A 22,526-nucleotide genomic window follows, 5' to 3' on the forward strand; every position below is an offset into this window, starting at 1 on the left:
TGTTTGGCGACTACACAATAACCTTTCCAGCCGTTTTCGTATCTAGTTCCCGCTAATGTGCGAAGAACCTTTTTTATAGCACCCCTTGCTGGTACGCCTTGCTGACCAGATTGGTGCGATTGCGCGCCGCCAGAATCTGTCTGGCCCTGTCCAGGTGATAGTTGACCCCACGCTCTGTCATAAACAGCTGCTGGCCAATCTCCTCGCTGGAAAACCCTTCCGCAACCTGGGCCAGGATCTGGATGCAGGTGGGCGACAGTACCCCAAAGTTGGCCAGGGGGTTGATGCTGCGAAACGTCAGGGCATTGAAGGTCTCAGAGTAGGCGCTTATCAGCTCCGCCAGCTCCCGCCGCTTCAATGCCAACATCGCTTCCACCTCCTCAATGGCCTTGTCGGAGAACAGCATGCACAGCCCCACTATATCCTCCCGACCCGGCATCACATGAAAGAACACCAGCCGGGTTTCAAAGCCATGGCGCTGCTTTAATTGACGAAAGCTGGCCTTACGCCTGGACGGGATTCCGTCATCATGCCAGACACAGGGCAGCAACTCCTTGTTAGGTTTGATCCCGCTTTGGCGAAAGTTACTGTCGGTGTGGGCAAAACGCTGCAGGTACTCCTCCCGATAACGGAGGATATCCTCATCGGAAGCTACGGCGTATCTCATCCGCTTCAAATTAAAAAACCGCTTCCAGTCCAGGGAGCGGTCACAGTCCATCAAGGACTTCTCTTTCTGAAACAGGTTGGGCAATAGGGTGTAGTAGAACCTGCCCAATCCAAACTCCGCCAGACGATTGGAAAAATCATCTATCAGTTGCTGGTTTACCAGCCCGGTTAAGGGTGCGGCCATCATCTCCTCCCCATGCAGGGGGAGCCAGGGCTCCCCCATCTGTTGTCATGCCTGATTAGATCACTTCTGCGCATCCACGTGGCAGGTCAGACAGCTCTCCGGCTCCTTGAACTTAGAGTCCTTGCTGTAGTAGTCGGTCTTGTTGGCGTACACATTACCGTGTTTGGTCAGGGTTTGGGAGTGACAGAAGCCACAGGTATAGCGCTCGCCGTGGTTGGTGGGCGCACCGTTGTTGCCATGACACTCGGCACACTCATAGGGCGCCATTGCTTCCACCACATGGCTGTTGGAGGGGTTGTGGCAGGTAGTACAATCCGGCAGTTTCCAGCCAAAGTGACTCTCATCCAGAGGGGCACGCGCCTGGGCGATGTCCTTGAGGTTGGCTATGTCGATCTCGGGAGAGTCCACATCACAGCCTGAGGGCACGCCGTTGTTGGTGTTCAAGGCACCGAAGGCCACACCCAGGTAGTTGATGTACTCAGGACCGTAGATGATCATGTTGTCACCGGTCAGGTGCGGATCGTTGGCGCCAAAGGGCAGCCCAAACTTCATGTAACCTGTGGGGCCATCGTTCTCATACAGCTCCCCAGCTCCGTAGTTGTTTGGACGGAAGCCCTTGATGCCCGGCACCTTGCCCAGGCAGGCACCACGGTTCCAGTCTCCAGGCATATCCATTCGGCCGGCACACATCACATACTCATACAAACCGTTTTGACGACCGCCGTCGGCGTAGTTCTCCCACTCACCGGTGTGATGAACGAAGCCGCATTCGCCGTTGTTCTTGTAGGTCTGGTTGATGATGTTACCCAGATCATCCTTGCCGTTGAAGCTGATGGCCGTGGCCACATAGCCCTGCACATTGGCGTTAGTGCTCAGCCGCGGCCAGTAGCTCCAGTTGATCTTAAGGTCGGGACGCTGCTCCACCAGGGAGAGCCAGGCATCCAGCTCGGTCAGCACGCCAGGCTGATAGAGGTCCAGGCGCAGGTTATGCGGCTTCACCTCGATGTCCTTGAACACCGCCCGCTGCCCCGGCTGCACCAGCTCGCCGTTCATATCGTAGTAGGGAGGCTTAAAGTCGATGACGATCTCTGGGACGATCACCTTGCCGCCATTGGCCGCCAGCCGGTCCATCTCCTTCTGATATTTGCGCTTGCGCAGCGCCATCTCACCCGGCTGTGCCGGCATCAGCACGATGCTCATCTGGTTCTTCAGAGCCATATGGTCGATGCGGAAGTACATCTCCTCCTCTTTGTAGTAGAGGTGATCCCCATTGAAGTCGCCGTCGCCCACCTTGGCTTCCCAGGTGCTGGGTCCCACCAGATATTTCCAGCCCTGGCCTTCGGTGGCGCCGAGACGGGACTGATCAACTTTCTCAGGTGCGCCTTCTATGCCGCCAATGGAGGTGACGAAGTAGGTGTTCAGCGCCTCATCCTTCTCAACCTGGATATCTAAGCCGTACTTGTCACCGACCCACATCAGCAGATCCAGCACCGAGCCACGCCCCTCGGGGAACAGGTCGGGTCGCAGGGTATCAATCTTGATTCCTGACATATTGATGGCAGTAGGCGGCAACAGATACTCGATCTTCACCCCCATATCCGCGGCCTGCTCCTCCATCTTGGTATGAATCAGCCGATCATCGGGGATGACCTTGGTCGCTTGAGGGCCGGAAACCTTCCCCGGTGAGTGCGCAGGTTCGGTTTTCACCGCGCCCTCTACAGGCACCAGCGACTTTACGATGGCGATCTGGATGGTGCCATCGAGCTGCTCGGTCGGGCCACCAAAGACATAATCGGGCTTAATCACCTCGGGCGCGGTGGGCGGCGCCGGTGGTTTCGGTTTGGTCACATCATCACTGTCGCTGCCACAGCCAGCCAGTACCAGGCTGAGCGCTACCGCAGACACCATTAGAATTTGTTTTTTCATCATCATCCTATCCTTGCATTGAATATGCAGGGCAAGAATAGAAATCCGAAGTGGGGTTGTTCACTAGGAAAAATCACAGGAGGAAAACAACCTGTGATTCACGCCCGCAGGCAGGTCGAAATAGAGGGGTAATAAAAACCCCCCGCACGATGGCGGGGGCTTATGATGACTATTCGAAGCGGCGGGGCCGCTTGGTCTTGATGGTACGAATGTAGCCATGCCAGGTGGCGTAACCCAGGACCGGCATGATCACCAGCATGCCGATACCGGCTGTGGCAAAGCCCACGACAACACAGGCGGAGATGATCAGCGCCCACACCACCATGACGCCGGCATTGTGGTACACCGCACTGATGCTGGTGCTGATGGCGGTCATGATGTCCACCCGGCGCTCCATCATCACCGGAATGGAGAAGGCGGAAATGGCGAATACGCTGACGGTAAACAGCATACCAAACAGTGTTCCCAAGCTCAGGAAGGGCAGGAACTGCTCGAAGTGCGCATTCTGATTGATGGGATAGAGCGCATGGATCATCGCGGCAACCCTCATCCAGAAGATCATCATCACCGCCAGCAATATGGCAAAGCCCCACTCAGACACCCCGTTGCGCCGAATGGCACGTACCGAGTGAAACAGGTTGGGCTTTTTACCCCGCTCCAGCTGCCAACTGACGTCGTACAGCCCGGTTGCCAGGAAGGGTCCAATCAGCATAAAGACCACCAACGCAGGCAGAATCACCAGGTGAGTGCCATGGATGAACACCGCAGCCCAGATCGCGATGGAGGCAATGGTAAAACAGAAGCCATAAAACAGACTGACCATGGGAGCAGCAATAAAGTCACGCACACCCAGATGCATCCAGTGGAAGGGATCACGGTAGTTGAGGGTAGCGTGGGGAATCACCCGGGCAAAAGCGGGGGTGCGGGTGGGGGATTTCTGTCCCTGCTTAGGGACGGGAACTGTCTGAGGCATAACGTCTCCTGTGGGCCTTACGGCCCGATCGTCCTAACGTAAGTACACCGATTTCGGTTGTGCTCAACTACAGAGCAGAGCCGTGCGTCGGGTACTCCCTATTGTCAGCATAGTCGCTACAGAGAGGGTTATACGCAGATCTCAGGATTTGGAGGGTGTCATACTCAAACAGTTGCGCTTTGCCTTTACCCCTCCCGACGCTGATCGGGGCGGTCCGAACGGTACTCCGGCAATTCGGTTTTCAGGGTGAGGAAAACAAGAAACACTATGGCCAATGGTGGAATAAAGGCACAGAAGAACCCCAGCACGGAACATGCCGCCGGCGATGACACTTTTTTTCTGGCCAGCAAATAGGTCAGCACCAGCATCACCAGTGCAAAACCGAACAGGTCGTTGGCAGTGAGAGTGGAGACCAGACTCATCTTCTTTTTCCTATCAAAAACATGAATGCCCCACGCCCTTTACAACGAGGCAACATCATGATTATAAAGAAAAGTTTATCATTTCAGGCATGTTCGCATTGTACCAGATGAGGGGATTCAATGGGTCTGCCCGCCGCAAAAAAGCAGCAACCTCTGTTTGTGAGGCTGCTCACAGCTCATCCTGTTGGCATGAGGCGCGTCACCCGAGCGCTATGAGCCCGGGCGATATTGCGCGGCGGAGATAAATTGGTCAAAAGACTCACACCAGACGATGGCAGTAGTGTACTGATCGAGCGCCACCCCCTCAGGCAGGGTTAACATGAAGTTGCGAAACACCGAGATCCCCCCCACATCCACCATGGTGTGACGGTTTTCTAGGAAAGCCTCTTCGGTTTCGATGAAGCTGGGCGACAGATAGAGGCGATAGGCTGGCCCGGGAGCCAGCTCCCCTTCTAAGGTGATCCCCCTGTCGGACAGGTAAAGAGTACCCTCGCCCCAATGAAGCAGATCGCTGTCTTCCAGATCCCGGCGAAACTCCCCTTGATACTCAGCCTGAGTGCGAAGCCCCTCCAGAGTGCTCTCGGGAGCCGGTGCAGGCTGGCTCAAAATTGGCAATAGATAGATGCCCAAAGCAATACCTACGACCAAGGCCACCAAGTGGCTGACAGTCAACGTAATGGCGCGTATCGGCATGGTGGCGTCCTTGTCATGGCTCATGGGTGTGGTGAGAAAGACCGGAAGAACCCCCTTCCACTTTCATTGCATTATTGCCGGGGGATCTCTGCAGGAATTCCAGTTGTGCATTGGCGTTGCCCCTGGACCATGATAGCGTGTCGATATCAAGAAGTTTGCGATAGTAACCAGTAGCTTATGCATCAACCTCAGTTTCATTGGTGGGACATGAGACGCGCCTCAGCCATTCAGCGTCTGCTGGTGTTCCGTACCTTTGCCCTCGCGGCCCTGGCCATCCTCCTGCCTGCCGCAGAGTTCTTCACCGATCCCGACATTGGTTATCCCGCCCTGATCCCCATCATCACCCTGATGATTGTGTTTCACATCTTCAGCTTGATCCGTTATCGCGATAAAACGGTGATCAGTACCCCCGCCATGCTGGGACAGGTGCTCAGCGACCTGCTGTTTCTGACCCTGATACTCAACAGCACTGGAGGGGCAACCAATGCCTTCGTCTCTCTGCTGCTGCTGCCCATCGTGTTTGCCGGAGTCAGCCTGAGTGTGCAACTGCTGGGCGTGGTCACCCTGCTGGCCTTGGCAGCCTACAGCTATCTGCTGCTGACCATGCCTGAACACGCCATGCACATGATGGACATGAAGCAGCACTTCATTTTCATGGGGGCCAACTTCTTCATCTCAGCCCTGGTGATTGCCCTGGTAGTCGGAGCCATGGCCAAGATGATCGCCGACAGGGAGAGAATGATGGCTCAGCAGCGCGAAGAGCAGCTGAGACAGGAGCAGCTTCTGGCTCTGGGCAGTGCCTCCGCTCAGGTGACTCATCAGTTGGCCACCCCTCTGGGTCACCTGCAACTGTTGTTTGACGAGCTCAAGGAGAGCTACCCCAGGGATCCGGTCATTGAGGAGATGGCTCAACCTCTGGCGCAAACCACCCGACACCTGGAGTACTTTCGAACCCTGGCACAAGCCATTCGGGAGGGACGCTCCGAGAGGATGACGGTCAACGAACTGCTGTCGGAGTTGACCGATGCGGTATTGCTCCATTTCCCCGAGCAGACTCTGGACTACCGTCAGGCCGAGCACCCAGGAGCCATCGTCTGTGATGCCATGTTGCTTCCTGCGCTGCTCAACCTGATTCAAAATGCGGTGCAGGCCAATGAAGCCAAGGGGGAAAACCGCCTCGAGCTCAGTTGCCTGGTGATGGGTGAAACCCTGAGCCTCTCGCTGAGAGACTTTGGTCCCGGCATCGAGGAGCACAACCTGGCCCACCTCGGAGATGGGTTGCAAAAGAGTGAATCCGGCCTGGGCATGGCACTGATGCTCTCCAACGCCACCTTCGAGCGTCTCGGCGGTCACCTGACCCTGTCTAATCACCCCGAGGGAGGCGCCCTGGCCAGGGTCACCCTGAATCTGGAGCAAGAGAATGAAGCGTTTGCTGATAGTGGAAGATGATCAGGCCTTTGCGGCCACCCTCTCCAGGCGAATGGCCAAGCAGGGGTTTGATACCCAGATGGCACACAACGCCACCGACGCCCTGCTCCTGGCCAGACAATGGCACCCCACCCACCTGTTGCTGGACATGAAACTGGCAACAGAGAGTGGCCTGGAACTGCTGAACCCCCTGAGGCAGACATTGCCAGACGCCAGAATCGTGCTGCTCACCGGCTTTGCCAGCATCGCTACCGCGGTAGAGGCAATAAAGCTGGGGGCGGACCACTACCTGGCCAAGCCAGCCGACACCCACACCCTGCTCAAGGCCCTCAGCGAAGAGAGCCCTTTGGAATCCGAACTGGACACTGAGGAGGTGATGTCACCAGAGCGTCTGGAGTGGGAGCATATCCAGCAAGCCCTCAATGCACACGACGGCAATGTCTCCGCCACCGCCCGAGCTCTGGGGATGCACCGCCGGACCTTGCAGCGCAAGCTACAAAAAAAGCCGGCCCATCGCTGATGGCCGGCCAACACAGAGAATATCCTTGTTGCAGGAGGGTGGTGTCCTACCTGAGGCGCCACCACCTGCGACCATTGTTACCCCCGGCATCCGGCCCTTCAAGCCAAGAGTGACCAAGTGCGACAATCTGCCGCACCTCCCGCATTCGACCAGAGGCTACATGCATAATGATTAGCAAAAACAGATCATTACATTATGTACTTCTAGGAGGTTTGACTTAGCCAACCAGGCTCATTATTTTAACTTTTCCCCAACATCCACCCGTGATTGGACCGCAGACTTTCAAGGAACCTTCGATGATCTTCTCCCTAGCCCGTTGCCGAGCTCTGTTGCTGGTGGCGGCCCCGCTCATTGCCGGAGTGGTTCAGGCCCAGCCAGCGGTCATGAGCTCATGCTACCTGGACGGACTGAATGAACAGATTGAGTGTGGCAGCCTGTCCCTGCCCGAAGACTACACCCAGCCCAAGGGGCATCAGATTGAGGTGCACTTTGCCCGCATTCCTGCCATAAAGCAGGTCCCTGGGATGGCGCCTCTATTAGCCATTACCGGGGGCCCAGGCCAATCAGCCCTCAATGACGCCGCCCTGTTCGAGAAGGTGTTCAGTCGAATTCGTCAGAAACGCGACCTGATTCTGATTGATCAAAGGGGCACCGGACGTTCCAACCTGCTCAACTGCGACGCACAGCTGTTTGGCAGTCCCCTGCCCACCAACGACGAAACCCTGAACTATGAGCAGTTGCTCAGCCAGTGCCTGAGCACCATGGACGCCGATGTACGCCACTATGACAGCCTGAACGCCCTCAAGGATTTTGAGGCGATACGCCAGCACCTGGGCATAGACCGCTGGCACCTCTATGGCATCTCCTACGGTACCCGCATGGCCCAGCTCTACATGCGCCACCACCCCCAGGCGGTTCAGACCGTCACCCTGGACGGGGTGGTGCCCATGGACCAACCCGTGGTCACCATCAGCGATGCGGTGGCCAGGGCAAGCATGCAACTGTTCGAGGAGTGCCGCCAGGACCCGCACTGCCATCAGCAGTTTGGTGACATCGAGCAGAAGTTGGGCACCGTCCTGAGCAGACTGGCCGCAAAGCCTGTTGAACTGCAGGTCACCGATCCGCTCAGCGCTGCGCCCGCCACCTTCCTGGTGACCCCAACCAAACTGCAGAGTGCCGTTCGCATGGCCCTCTACTCTCCCTCCAGCCGAGCCCTGGTCCCCTTTACCATTGACCAGGCGTGGCGAGGCAACTTCCAGCCACTGCTGGGAATGCAGGTGACCTCGGAGGAGGATGGATTTGGCATCGCTCTGGGCATGCACCTGTCGGTGATCTGCGCCGAAGATCAGCCCAGGCTTACCGCCAAGGAAGCCCGGCGTCTTTCCAACGCCTCGCTGACCGGGAAAAACATGGTCAACCTATTCTCCACCGCCTGCACGCTGTGGCAGGTGCCAGCGGCGACTGCAGAGTTTGGGGAGCCCTTAACCAGTGAGATCCCCACGCTGCTGCTCTCAGGAGAAAAAGACCCGGCCACCCCACCCTCCTGGGGCATCAAGGCACAGGCAGGCCTGAGCAACAGCCTGCACCTTATCGCGCCTTACGCCACCCATGGCGTAGCATTCCAAAGCTGCGCCCCGAGAATCATCCGGGCCTTCATCGACTCTGGCTCGATAGAGAGCCTGGAGACCGACTGTCTGCAGATGGACACCCGCAGGGCCTTTTATCTCAATGCCAACGGTGTAGAGCCGGTGACGAGGTTGAAATGATTGAAGTACAATATTTGAAAAAGCGCATCGGTGATGTTCAGGCCCTGAACGGGCTCAGCTTCAAAGCTGAAGATGGCCAGATCACCGGCCTGCTGGGCCCCAATGGCGCAGGCAAGACCACGGCGCTGCGCACCCTGTTTGGCTTGCTTAAGGCAGACGAAGGCCGGGCACTGGTCAATGGACTGGATGTCCAAACTCATTTACTGGAGGCCAAGCGTCAATTGGGCCTGTTCCCCGACCCCTTTGGTCTCTATGAGCGCCTGACTCCCCGGGAGTACATCCACTACTTTGCCACCATGAACGGCATGTCCAAAAACGAAGCCGCCCGGGCTACCGAGGAGGTGCTGGTCAAGATGCACATGCAGGAGATCGCCGACCGACGCTGCAAAGGCTTCTCCCAGGGACAAAGGATGAAAACCGCCCTGGCCCAGGCCATAGTCCACAAGCCAAACAACATCATTCTGGACGAGCCCTCCCGAGGCCTGGATGTAATGAGCACCCGAATCCTGCGCCAGACCCTCAGCGACCTGAGGGATCAGGGCCACTGCGTGCTATTCTCCAGCCATGTCATGCAGGAGGTCGCCGCACTCTGCGACCAGGTGATAGTCATCGCCAAAGGCAAACTGGTGGCCCAGGGCAGCCCTGAGGCGTTGTGTCAGTTGACCGGAGAGAGCTCTCTGGAGGAGGCCTTTATCCAATTGATAGGCACAGATGAGGGGATAGCAGCATGATCTCACGTATTCTCACCATCCTCATCAAAGAGCTCAAGGACGGCATTCGCGATCGCCGCTCGGTGATGGCGGCCATGTCCTACGCGCTGACCACCCCTCTGGTGTTTGCCGGGATCTTTATGATCACCATCAGCGACATCTCCGAGAAACAGGATATTGCCATCAGCATTGAAGGCGCCGAGCATGCCCCGGACCTGGTGCGCTTTCTGGGGGCCGTAGGCATAGTGGATGACAACCAGGACCCTCTGGCCATCACTCTAACCATTCCACCAGAGTATGGGTCGCAGATGAACCGCGGCGAGCCTGCCGAAGTGATCCTTACCGCCGATGGTTCCCGCAAGGAGCTCGCCCAACCACTGGGACAGGTCAAGCGAGTGATTCATGCCTATTCCGATGAAATGGCGGCCCTGAGGCTGGTGGCCCGAGGCATCAATCCCAAGGTCATTGAACCTTTGGAGCTGGTGTTTCATGACCAGGCAACCAACGAGTCCAAGGCCAGCCTCATAATGGGCGCCGTCTTGCTCTCCATTCTGCTGTCGCTGTTTATCTCAGGCATGAATGTGGCCATCGACACCAGCGCCGGAGAGAGGGAACGCAACTCTCTGGCCCTCCTACTGTGCCAGCCCGTCTCTACTCTGGAGATTGTTCTGGCCAAGGGTCTGGCCGTCACCAGTTTTGCCCTGTTCGGGTTGCTGTTGACCATGGTGGTGTCGGTGCTGGTCTTTGCCCAGGTTCCCTGGCATGAGCTGGGCTTCAGCCTGAAGTTCACTCCCGCCATCGCGGGACTGATCATCCTCATCTGCCTGCCCATCGCCCTGTTTGCCGCCACCGCGCAGCTGTTCTTCTCCTTCTTCGCCAAATCGTTTAAGGAAGCCCAGTCCTATCTGACCCTGCTGCTGTTCATTCCCATGGCACTGATCATGCTGCCCACGTTTGAGCTGTTTGGGGAGGTTCTGAAGTGGCTGCCCATCTCAGGGCAGCAACTGGCAATCACCGAAATGATCAAAGGCCAGGCAGTGCCGGCCGCGGAACTGGCCATCAGTACCCTGAGCACTCTGGCATTGACCCTGTTACTGATCTGGGCCAATGCCAGGGCACTGAAGAGCGAAAAGGTGGTCTTCGCTCTGTAGAGATAAGGCAAAGCAAAGAGGGACGCCGTGGCGTCCCTCTTTCGTTTCAGATCGAATCAACCTTGCCGCTGCATCAGCGCCAGAGTCTCCTCTCTGCTGGGAATGGAGCTTTGCGCACCCAGACGGGTTACCGACAGGGCTGCCGCCGCCTGACCAAACCTCAGGGCATCGTCCACAGACTGCCCCTCCAGTAGCGCGGTCACAAAACCACCATTGAAGGTATCCCCGGCCGCCGTGGTATCCACTGCATCGACTTTAAATCCACAGACCAGTTGCTGGCGTCCCCGGTGGCTGAGCCATACACCCCGTTTACCCAAGGTGATGATCACCATCTCGATACCAAACTTATCGTGCAGACACTGGGCCGCCATGGCCGCAGACTCATCATTGTCCACGGCAATGCCGGTGAGCTGCTGCGCTTCCGTTTCATTGGGTGTGATGATGTCAACACAGGTCAACAGAGCGTCCGGCAACGCCTTGGCAGGCGCTGGGTTCAGCACCACTTTCGTGCCCGCGGCCTTGGCAAGACGCGCGGCTTCCACCAGGCTTTCCACCGGCGTTTCCAACTGAATCAGCAACAATTCGGCTTCCTCAATCACCCCCTGATGAGCCCTAACCTGCTCCACGGACAGGGCTCCGTTGGCACCCGGCCAGATTCCGATGTTGTTCTCACCCTGGGCATTCACATAGATCATTGCCATGCCGGTGGCTTCACCAGAGATCCTGTCTATGGCACCGGTGTCGATGCCATCTTGGGCGAATCCCAGCTTCATCTGCTCGCCGATTGCGTCTTCGCCGATGCAGCCCACCATGGCGACTTGGGCACCCAAACGAGCAGCAGCTACTGCCTGATTGGCCCCCTTACCGCCCGGCACGGTCTGATAGTTGTTTGCCTCCAAGGTCTGACCAGGGCGTGGGAACTCGGTGACCTGTAACAGGTGATCCACATTAATGCTACCTAGAACGGTGAGCTTAGCCATCTACTGCTCCTGAATTAAGGTTGTCCGACAATATGCAGGCCGGTAATTGATGCCACTAATGGTAGATCAGCTCAGTGCAACCATAAAGTGACAAAACATTCTTCTTCTTCGCTGCCATTTCTTCACCCTGTTCATCAGAACAAAAATCGAGACAAATTAGAAAAACGAAACATTCATCTGTGAATTGACAGCATTAACCCGCGAATGGCTGGTTATTAAATGCACAATTCCAACATTAGATACGAGGGATATTCGTATCTGAAACTCCGGTACTGTAATTCACTTTTTGAATCTAAGCTAATATCGTTAACCCCTAATAAATATGGGCATTTTCTAAACGTAAAAGGACAGATCTTCGGTCAGGATGAAGCTAATTTTTTTCGCTAAAGCATGATTATTTGTGCATAATTCCGCATTTATTGAGACGGATTGTGAATAGATATTTCGCCAGTGTGATCAAGATCACTTTTGGCGTAATTTAGCAACAAAATCCGCACAGGAATACGTTAAAGTTGGGGCGCAATTTAAAATAAAAAACGGGTCTAACTGATGAATTACATTCCAAAGATGAAAGCGATTTCGCTGTCCAATTCTCCCCCTCCCACTTGAACATCATGTAACTCAAGCTCTACTGAAAAACATATTTAACCCTGAGTTCAGCCCTTAATTGGGTTGAGGAATTACTGATCGGAAGTAAACGCAATGTTAAAGAAATCAACCGTTGCAATCGCCTTGGCCGCCCTTTTCGGCGCAGGTGCAGTTAACGCTGTAACCTTGGATCAAAATGGCGATGGGGACTACCTGCGCTTCTACGGCGAGGTAGGCGTTGGGGGTCACATTGACACCAATCCAGACTATAACCACGACGAATTTTACGACACCAAAGGCTACGTCGATGACAGTTTCGCCACCATGGGCGTAACCGGTCAGCGTAAGCAATTTACCTACCGCCTTGAACTCGACTACCAGCGCCGCAACTGGCTGGGTGGCGACGGCGAGTTTGAATTGGCCATCGACAAGATGTACATCGGCTACGCCTTCACCGACCAGCAATGGATCGAAGTCGGCCTGACCGATACCGCATTCGACGACTACGACCATTTCGGTGACTTCACCTTCAACAAATCCGTTGAAACCGGCGAAGCAGGCGACCAGGAAAACACCGTTAAGTACCAGGCTGAGTTTGATCACCTGATCTTCGGCGCTTCCTACACCTACGAAGGCGAGCACAAGAGCGGCGCCCTCCAGGGTGACATCGTTAACGGCTACTTCGGCTGGATGTCCGACTTCCTCTCCGTAGTAGTAGGCCTGGAAGCCCGTGGCGGCTCCGACGGCATCTCCAAGTACGGTGAGCAGCAGCAGGTTGGCCTGGGCGTACGCCTGCAGGTCATGCCCAAGCTGGCACTGGGCTTCAACGGCTTCCTGGAAGATGAAGACCTGGCGACCCGCAAGAGCGGTGACGTCTACCTGGGTTATGAAACCTTCCGCAACTACGGCCTGACCCTGACCTCCAAATACGACCTCAGTGACAGATGGGAAGTTATCGCCTCTGCAAACCACGAGGAGTACGAAGGCTGGGATCTGATTGGCCCGAACTTCGACTACAGCGATCAGCCACCCGAGTACGGCAAAGACCGTCGCTGGGGCAGCATCGGCTTCAACTACCGCCCCGCCAAAGACATTGTGCTGTCTCTGGAAGGCCGTTTTGGCGAAGCACCTGAAGCTGGCTACGCCTACGCGCGCATGTACTTCTAGTCCTAGTTCGAATCCAATATTTTTATAGAGTTTGCTATGAAGAAAAGTATCCTCTCGCTGGCCATTGCCAGCACCATCAGCATGGCTGCACACGCCGGTGTCGAAGACCTGCTGATCACCGAAATGACCCAAAGTGCCGATGGCAGTGTGGGCGCTGTTGAGATCACCAACACCCACGCCACCGATTCCTTTACCTTTACCGATGACGTAGCGGCCTACCAGCGCTCCAGCGGTAAGTATGACAACGAGCTGCTGAACGCCGACGCCAAGCCGCTGTTGACTGGCCAGACTCTGGCCCCGGGCGCCTCTCTGGTAATTGTTAACAGCCGTTCTACTGACGACTTCCAAAACGCAATTGCTACCAACGGCGCCACCGTAGTGGTCTCCACCTACGACAGCAGCCACAAATACAACAACCTGTACCTGAACAGCGATGATGGCTTCTTCCTGAAAAATGGCGATGACGTTATCGATCGTGTTGGTCTGAAAGATGACAACAGCAAGTGGGCGCCCAACACCACTCTGCGACGCAAGCTGGCCGCCGATGGCAGTGCCCCTGCCCAAGCGGCGACCTATGACGCCTCCCTGTGGCAGAACATCATGCCCATGCGGACCGACACTCTGGGCCAGCCCAACCTGCCTGCCGCTGATGCCGAAGACATCATGGACATCTTCACCTGTCCTTCCGACAAGAGTGAGCTGACCTCCATTGGCGCCATCCAGGGCACAGGTTTTGTTTCTCCCTATGCTGGCGAAAAGGTTGCCGTAGAGGGTGTAATCACCGCCAAGGTCTCTATACCTGAAACCGGCTTCTACCTGCGTGACCTCTCCTCCAACAACGATAACGATCCCATGACTTCGGACGGTATCTTCGTTAAGAGCGGCGCAGCGAAAGACCTGCAGGTTGGCCAGACCATCTGTATGGGCAGTGAAGTCACTGAGTTTGACGGCCAGACTCAGCTGACTGCGGATACCTCTTTCAGCTGGAACGTGACTGATACTAACGTCACCCCAACCAGCGTCACCGACATCGTGGTTCTGCCTGAGGACAACGGCTCCTTTGATAAGACCCTGGAGCGTTACGAAGGTATGCTGGTTAAGCTGACCGAAGACCTGGACCCCAACACTGACGGTTACCAGGACATGCGTATTTCACGCAGCTTCAGCTACAACTACCTGCCATCGCCTCACGGTCGTAACAACATGGTCGTGGCCTACACCCGCCCTAACGTACAGCCCAACCACCTGCATGTTGCCGGCAGCCCTGAGTCCAAAGCTGCGGCTGCGGAAAACGATGACTATCGCTTGGTTATCGAAAGCGCCACTAAGTCCAGCAACAACGAGTTGTCCTACTACCCTGGCTTCAACAGCGATCCTCACGCCAACTACATCCGCATCGATGACAGCGTTATCGGCATGGAAGGTGTGATCAGCCAGTACAAGACCGCTCTGGACAATGCCACCGGCGAGTATGAGCAGGACTACAGCCTGACTGTCACCAATGAACTGACCAGCGACAACTTCATCCATAACTTGCCCCGCACCAAGAGCCCTGCTCTGGGTCAAGAGGTGGAGAAGGATCACTTTGCTATCCGCGTAGCTAGCCAGAACCTGTTTAACTTCTTCAACTCTCCCTTCGGTGGTGATAACAACAACTTTGGTCAGAGCCGTGGTGCCGAGACCTACGATGAGTTTATCCATCAACGCACCAAACTGGTTGAAGCGATCCGCTCTCTGGATGCCGATGTACTGGCTCTGATGGAGATGGAAAACAACGGCTTTGGCGAAAACAGCGCCATCGCTGAGATGGTGAATCAGGTCAACATCGAGTATGTGGATGAGCGTGCCCGCGACTACAACGGCCCAACCTCCACTGAGAACCGTTACGTGTTCGTTGGCTTTGACCACAACGGCAACCAGATTCTGGACGAACTGGACGCCATCGGTGCGGACGCCATCGCCACCGGTATCATGTACCGCCCCAGCAAGATGAGCATTGAGCGTACCCGCGTACTGCCCATGCCTCAGCAGAAAGCACCCACCATCGTTAACGACAATGGCGAAGTGATTAAGGACCAGTACGATGAGATTCTGGAAAATGGCCAGAACTATCACCGTGATGCCCTGATCGTAACCTTTGTGGTTAACCAGACCGGTAAGCGCCTGACCCTGGCGGTTAACCACCTCAAGTCCAAGGGCTCTACCTGCTTTGAAGACTGGCAAGGTGTTGAGTTCGGTGACGCCACCGAGTGGAACAACCGCGAAGCACCCGATCTGGATCGCCAGGGCTCCTGCTCCGAGTTCCGTGTAGCCGGTGCAGTACACCTGGGTGAAGAGATGGAAGAGGTTCCCGGTGACAAGATCATCCTGGGCGACCTGAACGCCTACGGTAAGGAAGATCCACTGCTGGTTCTGACTGAAAACCCACGCAACAAGACTCTGGTAACTGCCAGCCACACCTTCGTAGGTACCAAGCCTCAGTTCAATGAGAGCGGCGCCCCTGCGACCATCACCAAGACCTATGGTTATGTTGATATTGTTGGCAAGTACTTCGAGAAGAAAGACAAGACTCCCTGGAGCTTCTCTTTCAACGATGAAGTGGGTTCCCTCGACCACATCCTGATCTCCCCCACTCTGGAAGATCGCGTGATCGATGCGACCGACTGGCACATCAATGCCGCCGAATCCAACCTGTACGACTACAAGAACCAGTACAAGGGAACCATCGACGGTAACGGTGCGCACAAGTTCTACAAAGACGACATCTATCGCTCTTCTGACCACGATCCTGCGCTGATCACTCTGAGCTACATGCCCGGTGAAGCTGACCCAGGTCACGCCCTGGTTCTGCCCAAGCTGAGAAAGCTGGCCAAGGTACCTTATCAGGTTCCTGTTGCTGCTGACGCTCTGAAAGGCGACGTAGCCACCATCAAGCTGAGCCCTGCCGACGACGAAGCCAACCTGGACCTGCGCCAGCTGGTAGAGCCGAACGTGGTGCTGACTGAAGATGGTCAGGCTCTGGTGACCTTCGAGGTCTTCGGTGCTCCCTCCGCTCGCTACAACGCCACCGTGGCCCTGGAGCGCGACGGCAAAGTAGTCGCCGGTTCCAGTAAAACTCTGAAGATTGACATCACCAGCCGTGACTCCCTGGTTGCCGACATCGTCGAAGAGAAAGGCGACGGCTCCGGCGGCAGCACCGGCTTCATCAGCATGCTGTCCTTGTTCGGCCTGGCCGCTCTGCGCCGCCGTCTTCGCAAATAAGAGTTGATCTCGACAATGAAGCGCCTGTCCTCGGGCGGGCGCTTCAGGTCATGGAATTTAGAGAGATAAGACTATGACGATTAAAATGAACGCAGTTGCTGCGGCTACTGCTTTGGTTCTGGGCACCCTGTCCACAGCCGCAAACGCGAATCTGCTGATCACCGAGTACATCGAAGGCAGCAGCAACAACAAAGCGCTGGAAATCTCCAACGTAGGCAGCAGCGCCATCAATCTGAATGACGCGGACTACAAGGTACGTCGCTATAACAATGGCGGTACCGACGCTGGCGCCACTGAAACTCTGACCGGAGTTCTGGCTGCGGGTGAGAGCATTGTTTTCCATAACGGCAGCGCCACTGATGACTTTAAGAAGGGCACAGAGTCCACCATTACCTACTTTAACGGTGATGACACTCTGGTACTGACCAAAGATGACGTGGTAATTGACCGCTTTGGCAAACTGGGGGAAGACCCTGGCTCTGCCTGGACCGACCCTAACAATGCCGAGTTTTCCTCTGCCAACAAGACCCTGCGCCGCAAGGCCAGTGTGACTGTCGGCGACACTGACGCTACTGCCACCTTCCCTAGCCCAGGTGACCAGTGGGCAGTATTTGACACCGACACCTCCGATGGCCTTGGCTGTCCAGGTGAAGGTGCATGTAGCTCTGAAGCCACCCCTGGTGTATTGCTGATCACCGAGTACGTTGAAGGCAGCAGCAGCAACAAAGCCGTTGAGATCTCTAACGTGGGTGGCACCGCCCTCAACCTGGATGCCAACGTCTACAAGCTGACTCTGTTTGGCAACGGCAGCACCGATCCCGGCAACACCGAAACTCTGACCGGCATCCTGGAGCCAGGCAAGAGCATTGTATTCCACAATGCCAGCGCAGCCGATGAGTTCAAAGTAGGTACTGAATCAACTGTAACCTACTTCAACGGTGACGACGCCCTGGTCCTGACCAAAGACGACGTGGTGATCGATCGCTTCGGGAAACGTGGTGAAGACCCAGGTTCCGCCTGGACTGATGCAAATGACTCCAACTTCTCCACCGCCAACAAAACTCTGCGCCGCAAGGCCAGCGTAACTGCGGGCGATACTGTCGCCGAAGCTGATTTCCCCGGCACCGACAACCAGTGGCTGGTCTTCGATCAGGATACATCCGATGGCCTGGGCTGTGCCGGCGAAACCGCTTGTGGCTCCGAGCCCGTAGATCCAGAACCAACAGATCCATGTACTGGCTGTGAAACCCTGACACCGGTTGCCGATCCTAAGACTTTCAATGCAGACGAGTACTACTCCAACGCGCTGAATGGCGAGTTTAAGACTCCAGAAGAGCTTAAGAACGCCCTGTCCACCATCATTGCAACTGATCATAAGCAGCTGAGCTACAAGCAGGTCTGGACTGCATTGACCTACGCAGATCAGGATCCCAGCAACGATAAGAACGTTATCGAGATCTATACCGGCGCATCCATCTCCAAGCACGACAACCAGACCAGTGGCAGTGGCACTGGCAAGTGGAACCGTGAGCACGTTTGGGCCAAGAGCCATGGCTTCCCAAGCGAGTCTCAGTGGGGTTACACCGACGCCCACCACCTGCGTCCTGCAGATCCCGGTATCAACACCAAGCGCAGCAACAACGACTTCGGTGAGTGCAGTGATTCCGGCACAGAGGTCGATTTCAATGGTCAGGGCACAGGCAACTACCTGGATACCACCATCGACTGCTGGGAACCTCGCGATGAGGTGAAGGGTGATGTGGCCCGTATGATCATGTATATGGATACCCGTTACCAAGGGACCGATACTGGGACCACTGGCATGCCTGACCTTGTGGCTGTTGATCGCCTGACCACTACAGACGAGGACGATCAACCACTGATCGGTACACTTTGCACTCTGTACGCATGGAACACTGCCGATCCAGTTGATGCCTACGAGCAGAACCGCAACGACGAGGTCTACAAGTATCAAGGCAACCGTAACCCCTTCATCGACCGTCCTGAGTTGGTGAAAGAGGTATACGGCGCGGCCTGTGGCGACGGCACCCCTGCACTGGTGGTAGAAGGTGAAATCACCGCTCCCGAGAGCGTGACCGAAGGTTCTGCCTACACCCTGGATGCCTCTGCCATCACTGCCGGTGAGGGCAAGACCCTGACCTTCAAGTGGGAGCAGGTTTCCGGTGAAGAGAAGACCGTTGTTGGTAACGAGGCAGTACTGTCTCTGACCGCACCTGAGGTTAAGGCTGACACCACTCTGAAGTTCGTTCTGACCATCAGCGACGGGACTCTGGAAACTTCCGAAGAAGTTAACCTGCCAGTGACCAACATACCTCTGACTCTGGACATCACCTTCGACGGCAACACCAAGCTGACCGAAGGTGACAGCACCAGCATCACTGCCACCGTAGCCGACGCCCCAGAGGGCCTGACCTACAGCTGGAAGCAGGTGTCCGGTGCCACTGCCGAGTTCACTGCCAACGGCCTGAAACTTGACGTTACCTCTCCTCAGGTAGACATCAACCAGGCTCTGGTGTTCGAGCTGACTGCCAGCAACGACGATGAAAGCTACAAGACCACTGTTAGCATCGACGTTCAGAACACCGAAGAAGCTGGCTGGAGAGAGCCCGATGGCGCCGGTAGTTTCGGCGGCCTGATGACCCTGCTGCTGCCTCTGATGTGGCTGCGTCGTCGCAAGTCCTAATCAGTAAACGCTGATGAAAAGCAGCACCGAGAACACTCTGGGTGCTGCTTTTTTTAATTGAACAAACGTTGCTTTCCCTGTTAATCCGGACACCCGACTCCCCTTCTGAAGGGAAGCTCTGGCCATTGGGTCAAAGCGACGTTTTACATCAAAGCGAAGGATTATCATGAATCGTTCACTCTGCCCTTCTACCCTGCTTCTTACCGGTTCAGCTATTGCCCTTGCGGTAACCTTGGGCGGCTGCGGTAAGAAAAAAGTGGAAGAGGCTCCCAAGGTGACCGCATCAGCAGCCTGCATAACCGCCGGCGATGACTGTAAGCGTTTCACCCTGCTCCATACCAATGACCACCACGGCCGTTTCTGGCACAGCAAACGTGGCGAATATGGCATGGCGGCGCGGAAAACCGTCATCGACGAGATCCGTAAAGAGGTCGCCGATTACGGCGGACAGGTACTGCTGCTCTCCGGTGGCGACATCAACACCGGTGTCCCAGAGTCCGATCTTCAGGATGCTGAGCCGGACTTTATCGGCATGAACCATCTCGGTTATGACGCCATGGCTGTAGGTAACCATGAGTTCGACAACCCGACGACCGTCGTAGACAAACAGCGTGACTGGTCCCAGTTCCCCTGGTTGTCAGCCAACATCTATCGCCAGGTTGACGGTGAGTGGCAACTCTACTTTGAGCCCTACAAACTGTTTGAGGTCCAGGGCCTGAAACTGGCTGTTGTGGGCCTGACCACAGAGCAGACCGCCGAAATTGGCAACCCTGAGTACGTGCAGGACCTGAAATTCACCTCTCCCCAGGCAGAGATGAAGAAAATCCTGGGACAACTCGAAGCGCAGCACCACCCTGACCTGGTGTTCGGCCTCACTCACATGGGCCACTATGAAAATGGCGACCACGGCAGCAACGCGCCGGGGGATGTCGCTCTGGCTCAGAGCCTTGAACCCGGCCAGGTTCAGGCGATCATTGGTGGTCACTCCCAACTGCCTGTATGCATGGAGGGGGATACCGGTGAGTACGTTGAAGACTATGGCCGTGATGAAGCGTGCAAGCCCGACCGCAAAAATGGCACCTGGATCATGCAGGCCTATGAATGGGGCAAATACGTAGGCCGCGCCGATTTCGAGTACTATGGCGGTGAACTTCACTTGGCAAACTACCAGCTGGTTCCGGTAAACACCGAAACCAAATTCGGCTCCATGTATCCGTTCCAGATGCTGACCCCCAGAGACCCGGAAACTCTCGAGCTGCTGCGTCCTTACCAGAACAAAGGCCAGCTAAAGCTGAAGGAGAAGATCGGTGTCGCTGAGGAGGACTTCATTGGCAAGCGCAGAGTCGTGCGTTATCAGGCAACTCCTCTGGGGATCATGATTGCCCACGCCCAAACTCAGCTTCCCGTGCCTGCAGACTTTGGCATCATGAACTCTGGCGGCATTCGTACCACCATCGAAAAAGGCCCCATCCGCTATCGTGATGTACTAAAGGTGCAGCCCTTTGCCAACAGCGTGACTGTGACCGAGATGAACGGTACTGAACTGAAGAAGTACCTGTCTAAGGTGGCCACCAAGACACGAGGCTCCGGCGGTTTCCCCCACTTCAGCGGCATCAAGATGATCGTCGACTGTGTCGCCAAAGAGGTGGATATCAAGTCTATTGGCGGCAAGCCCTTCAACCAGGCTGACACCTACAGGTTTACCCTTCCCAGCTACAATGCTTCGGGTGGTAACAAGTATCCTAAGTTGAAACAGGCCCGAAACACCGGCTTTGTTGATGCCGACATGCTTTACCAGTTCATCAAGGAGCAGGGGACCCTGAACCCGATGGACTACAACAGGGCGAAGGATGTTAAGTACACCAACTCCAGAAGCCCCTATGGCTGCGGTGGTTAATCCTTATCATCAGTTAGGATTAGTCCACATACGCAGCTGACACGTTAGACCCAAAAACAAAGCCCAACCTAAGTTGGGCTTTTTTATTCTTGGGCGGTAGTGCTACTCCTGCGCGCCTCTCTCCTGCTGCAGCTCTCTCACCACAATCTGGATCGCTTCAGCCATGGACAGGCCATCAGCGGTCAAAGCCTGAATTCGCTCTACCGCCTGCTGCTGCTCTTCGTGGGTCAACCCCAACAGTTCGGACATACTCACCTCCCTAACAACAAGACGCGCATTCTACCCTGTGCTCTCCCCCTGCTCCAGCACCTTGGTACAGCCCTAAGATCCTTAAGGCAAGATCTGATAGCCAGCCACTCTTTGCTGCTCTCTCAATGGCTCTGACAGCCATTTCCTGGCGCGAAAAGACCTCTCCGGAAGTCAACATCACCTCAAGTCAATCCGACCTCCCCTAACGCCATCATGCCAGCAAGAATCGGTATCCAGAGTCTTTGGTTTTACTGAACTTATAAAGGCTGAAGTAAGAAAGCCACTGGACCCTGGCCTGCGCCAGGGAGACGATTGTGCGTGTGGTGAGGGGAGTGCTTCGTTGCAGGAAGGATTGGCTAGCGAAGCCCTGCTTCGCTCGACGCATAGGTTCCTAAGTCCTCCTGCCAGAGCTACTGGCACGTGAGGTGCCAATAGCAACCTGCCTTTATTTGCAGCCGCAGGTTCGCAGGAGGTCTAACTCCAACCTAATGCGGCTCCCCCCAGCACGGTCATGCCGGCGCACGCCGGTATCCAGAGTCTTTGATTTAAGCGACAAAAGAAAGCCGCTGGACCCTGGCGTTCGCCAGGGAGACGATTGTGCGTGTGGTGAGGGGAGTGCTTCGTAGCCCTTATCGAGCAACCTGGAAGCTCTAAATAGCACAAACGAAAAAAGCCTGAGCGTTAGCTCAGGCTTCTTCGAAAATGTTGGCGGAGTAGACGGACTCGTACGGGGGCGCCCAGCCACGCGACCAAACTGCGCAGCAGTTTTGGGGAGCGGTAAAAAACAAAAAACCCAGCCGTTAAGCTGGGTTTCTTTAAATAGTTGGCGGAGTGGGCCTGAGGTAACCGATGCGCAGCATCGCAGTGCCGAAGGCGGTCGACAGGGATGTCGACCTGGGGGATCCACCAGGGACGGGTTCCACCACCGAAGGAGCGATTGACTGCCAACGCCCTTAAGCTCGACTCGGGTAGTCCACTCCGGTCTCGTCACTTTTTCAAACCGCAGAAACGACAAAACCCAGCGCATGGCTGGGTTTTATCTAAATAGTTGGCGGAGTGATGGGACTCAACGCGCACGGCCAGTGCCGCGACCAATCTGCGCAGCAGATTCCGGGAGCGGATAAACGAAAAAAGCCTGAGCGTTAACTCAGGCTTCTTCGAAAATGTTGGCGGAGTGGACGGGACTCGAACCCGCGACCCCCGGCGTGACAGGCCGGTATTCTAACCAACTGAACTACCAC

Annotated in this window: 16 protein-coding genes; 9 read left to right on the forward strand and 7 right to left on the reverse strand. The window is 55.8% G+C overall.

The window, feature by feature from the left end; translation table 11 throughout:
• Positions 1 to 73 precede the first annotated feature (73 nt).
• The 5 genes from ACN0RV_RS19135 to ACN0RV_RS19155 all read right to left on the reverse strand — a co-directional run bounded on the left by ACN0RV_RS19135 (position 74) and on the right by ACN0RV_RS19155 (position 4,888).
• A complete protein-coding gene (locus ACN0RV_RS19135; protein ID WP_417350134.1) occupies positions 74 to 850 on the reverse strand; it encodes a helix-turn-helix transcriptional regulator in 777 nt (258 codons plus the stop codon).
• Positions 851 to 910: 60 nt separating this feature from the next.
• Positions 911 to 2,779: a hypothetical protein gene (locus ACN0RV_RS19140; protein ID WP_417350135.1), complete on the reverse strand. Its 1,869-nt coding sequence runs from the start codon at positions 2,777 to 2,779 to the stop codon at positions 911 to 913.
• A 166-nt stretch (positions 2,780 to 2,945) separates the two neighbouring features.
• Positions 2,946 to 3,749: a DUF2189 domain-containing protein gene (locus tag ACN0RV_RS19145; protein ID WP_417350136.1), complete on the reverse strand. Its 804-nt coding sequence runs from the start codon at positions 3,747 to 3,749 to the stop codon at positions 2,946 to 2,948.
• Between the two features lie 185 nt (positions 3,750 to 3,934).
• A complete protein-coding gene (locus ACN0RV_RS19150) occupies positions 3,935 to 4,171 on the reverse strand; it encodes a hypothetical protein (protein ID WP_417350137.1) in 237 nt (78 codons plus the stop codon).
• 210 nt (positions 4,172 to 4,381) lie between these two features.
• The gene (locus ACN0RV_RS19155; protein ID WP_417350138.1) at positions 4,382 to 4,888 is read right to left on the reverse strand and encodes a DM13 domain-containing protein; all 507 of its coding nucleotides are present in this window, start codon (positions 4,886 to 4,888) and stop codon (positions 4,382 to 4,384) included.
• 183 nt (positions 4,889 to 5,071) lie between these two features.
• Between ACN0RV_RS19155 and ACN0RV_RS19160 the strand changes: the two genes are divergently transcribed.
• The 5 genes from ACN0RV_RS19160 (at position 5,072) to ACN0RV_RS19180 (ending at position 10,439) form a co-directional block, all read left to right on the forward strand.
• Positions 5,072 to 6,313, forward strand: a complete 1,242-nt coding sequence (locus ACN0RV_RS19160; protein ID WP_417350139.1) for an ATP-binding protein — start codon at positions 5,072 to 5,074, stop codon at positions 6,311 to 6,313.
• Entirely contained in the window at positions 6,285 to 6,812 is a 528-nt protein-coding gene (locus tag ACN0RV_RS19165) for a response regulator transcription factor (protein WP_417350140.1), read from the forward strand. The genes ACN0RV_RS19160 and ACN0RV_RS19165 overlap by 29 nt, the downstream gene beginning before the upstream one ends.
• 296 nt (positions 6,813 to 7,108) lie before the next feature.
• Complete coding sequence (locus ACN0RV_RS19170; RefSeq protein ID WP_417350141.1) at positions 7,109 to 8,578, forward strand: alpha/beta hydrolase; 1,470 nt, start codon at positions 7,109 to 7,111, stop codon at positions 8,576 to 8,578.
• A complete protein-coding gene (locus tag ACN0RV_RS19175) occupies positions 8,575 to 9,309 on the forward strand; it encodes an ATP-binding cassette domain-containing protein (RefSeq protein WP_417350142.1) in 735 nt (244 codons plus the stop codon). Before ACN0RV_RS19170 ends, ACN0RV_RS19175 begins: the two co-directional genes overlap by 4 nt.
• The gene (locus ACN0RV_RS19180) at positions 9,306 to 10,439 is read left to right on the forward strand and encodes an ABC transporter permease (RefSeq protein ID WP_417350143.1); all 1,134 of its coding nucleotides are present in this window, start codon (positions 9,306 to 9,308) and stop codon (positions 10,437 to 10,439) included. Before ACN0RV_RS19175 ends, ACN0RV_RS19180 begins: the two co-directional genes overlap by 4 nt.
• Before the next feature lie 56 nt (positions 10,440 to 10,495).
• Here ACN0RV_RS19180 and rbsK read toward each other — a convergent pair whose 3' ends face one another.
• Positions 10,496 to 11,419, reverse strand: coding sequence for a ribokinase (rbsK, locus tag ACN0RV_RS19185; protein WP_417350144.1), 924 nt, complete (start codon positions 11,417 to 11,419; stop codon positions 10,496 to 10,498).
• Between the two features lie 702 nt (positions 11,420 to 12,121).
• Between rbsK and ACN0RV_RS19190 the strand changes: the two genes are divergently transcribed.
• The 4 genes from ACN0RV_RS19190 (at position 12,122) to ushA (ending at position 21,036) form a co-directional block, all read left to right on the forward strand.
• Positions 12,122 to 13,174 (forward strand): porin, encoded by a 1,053-nt coding sequence (locus ACN0RV_RS19190; protein WP_417350145.1) that lies wholly within the window; start codon positions 12,122 to 12,124, stop codon positions 13,172 to 13,174.
• A gap of 36 nt (positions 13,175 to 13,210) precedes the next feature.
• Positions 13,211 to 16,435, forward strand: a complete 3,225-nt coding sequence (locus tag ACN0RV_RS19195) for an ExeM/NucH family extracellular endonuclease (protein ID WP_417350146.1) — start codon at positions 13,211 to 13,213, stop codon at positions 16,433 to 16,435.
• Between the two features lie 73 nt (positions 16,436 to 16,508).
• Positions 16,509 to 19,139 (forward strand): endonuclease, encoded by a 2,631-nt coding sequence (locus tag ACN0RV_RS19200; RefSeq protein ID WP_417350147.1) that lies wholly within the window; start codon positions 16,509 to 16,511, stop codon positions 19,137 to 19,139.
• Between the two features lie 166 nt (positions 19,140 to 19,305).
• Complete coding sequence (gene ushA / locus ACN0RV_RS19205) at positions 19,306 to 21,036, forward strand: bifunctional UDP-sugar hydrolase/5'-nucleotidase UshA (RefSeq protein WP_417350148.1); 1,731 nt, start codon at positions 19,306 to 19,308, stop codon at positions 21,034 to 21,036.
• Positions 21,037 to 21,138: 102 nt separating this feature from the next.
• On the opposite strand, the gene ACN0RV_RS19210 is transcribed toward ushA, so the two are convergent.
• Complete coding sequence (locus ACN0RV_RS19210; protein ID WP_417350149.1) at positions 21,139 to 21,285, reverse strand: YoaH family protein; 147 nt, start codon at positions 21,283 to 21,285, stop codon at positions 21,139 to 21,141.
• Between the last annotated feature and the right edge of the window lie 1,241 nt (positions 21,286 to 22,526).

The sequence above is a fragment of the Ferrimonas sp. genome (assembly GCF_048263965.1).
Classification (GTDB): Bacteria; Pseudomonadota; Gammaproteobacteria; order Enterobacterales; family Shewanellaceae; genus Ferrimonas.

What these genes read in the sequence shown, in the direction of transcription:
- ACN0RV_RS19135 (WP_417350134.1), bottom strand. Translation starts at nt 850, where the DNA reads ATGGCCGCACCCTTAACCGGGCTGGTAAACCAGCAACTGATAGATGAT.
- ACN0RV_RS19140 (WP_417350135.1), bottom strand. Translation starts at nt 2,779, where the DNA reads ATGATGAAAAAACAAATTCTAATGGTGTCTGCGGTAGCGCTCAGCCTG.
- ACN0RV_RS19145 (WP_417350136.1), bottom strand. Translation starts at nt 3,749, where the DNA reads ATGCCTCAGACAGTTCCCGTCCCTAAGCAGGGACAGAAATCCCCCACC.
- ACN0RV_RS19150 (WP_417350137.1), bottom strand. Translation starts at nt 4,171, where the DNA reads ATGAGTCTGGTCTCCACTCTCACTGCCAACGACCTGTTCGGTTTTGCA.
- ACN0RV_RS19155 (WP_417350138.1), bottom strand. Translation starts at nt 4,888, where the DNA reads ATGAGCCATGACAAGGACGCCACCATGCCGATACGCGCCATTACGTTG.
- ACN0RV_RS19160 (WP_417350139.1), top strand. Translation starts at nt 5,072, where the DNA reads ATGAGACGCGCCTCAGCCATTCAGCGTCTGCTGGTGTTCCGTACCTTT.
- ACN0RV_RS19165 (WP_417350140.1), top strand. Translation starts at nt 6,285, where the DNA reads ATGAAGCGTTTGCTGATAGTGGAAGATGATCAGGCCTTTGCGGCCACC.
- ACN0RV_RS19170 (WP_417350141.1), top strand. Translation starts at nt 7,109, where the DNA reads ATGATCTTCTCCCTAGCCCGTTGCCGAGCTCTGTTGCTGGTGGCGGCC.
- ACN0RV_RS19175 (WP_417350142.1), top strand. Translation starts at nt 8,575, where the DNA reads ATGATTGAAGTACAATATTTGAAAAAGCGCATCGGTGATGTTCAGGCC.
- ACN0RV_RS19180 (WP_417350143.1), top strand. Translation starts at nt 9,306, where the DNA reads ATGATCTCACGTATTCTCACCATCCTCATCAAAGAGCTCAAGGACGGC.
- rbsK (WP_417350144.1), bottom strand. Translation starts at nt 11,419, where the DNA reads ATGGCTAAGCTCACCGTTCTAGGTAGCATTAATGTGGATCACCTGTTA.
- ACN0RV_RS19190 (WP_417350145.1), top strand. Translation starts at nt 12,122, where the DNA reads ATGTTAAAGAAATCAACCGTTGCAATCGCCTTGGCCGCCCTTTTCGGC.
- ACN0RV_RS19195 (WP_417350146.1), top strand. Translation starts at nt 13,211, where the DNA reads ATGAAGAAAAGTATCCTCTCGCTGGCCATTGCCAGCACCATCAGCATG.
- ACN0RV_RS19200 (WP_417350147.1), top strand. Translation starts at nt 16,509, where the DNA reads ATGACGATTAAAATGAACGCAGTTGCTGCGGCTACTGCTTTGGTTCTG.
- ushA (WP_417350148.1), top strand. Translation starts at nt 19,306, where the DNA reads ATGAATCGTTCACTCTGCCCTTCTACCCTGCTTCTTACCGGTTCAGCT.
- ACN0RV_RS19210 (WP_417350149.1), bottom strand. Translation starts at nt 21,285, where the DNA reads ATGTCCGAACTGTTGGGGTTGACCCACGAAGAGCAGCAGCAGGCGGTA.